The organism is Domibacillus sp. F004 (genome assembly GCF_057814295.1).
The window spans coordinates 1-330 of sequence record NZ_JBVATB010000037.1 but is presented as its reverse complement, the minus strand read 5'-3'; the positions used below and the strand labels follow the sequence as shown (position 1 = coordinate 330).

Annotated in this window: 1 pseudogene; it reads right to left on the bottom strand. The window is 43.3% G+C overall.

Annotated features, from left to right (window positions below):
• Positions 1–317, bottom strand: a pseudogene (locus tag ACZYRN_RS19325) (RNA-guided endonuclease InsQ/TnpB family protein); the annotation flags it as partial.
• Positions 318–330 lie beyond the last annotated feature (13 nt).

The window sequence follows — 330 nt, the reverse complement described above, 5'->3', positions numbered from 1 at the left end:
CCATATTCCGCTTTTTTAATCGTGATCGTGTCTTTGGAAATGGTCATGGACGCTTTTTTTAACGGGATACAATAATAGCGCTTTCTCCGCCATGGGTATTTTGCTTTTTTGTCCGTTTTCCGCAGCTGCCGGATCGTTTCACGGTTCGCTGCGTATTTATCCGCAATCGCTTGAACGGTTTGAGAATGAAGATCGTAGGTTTGTTTTCGAATGGATTGAATCTCTGTTTTACTCAGCCACTTTTTACACGTGAAATAATAAGAAGTGGCTTCTCGAACGATGTCATTCCATACGGATGCGGCTTCCCGCTGCATCATCCTTAATTCGTCA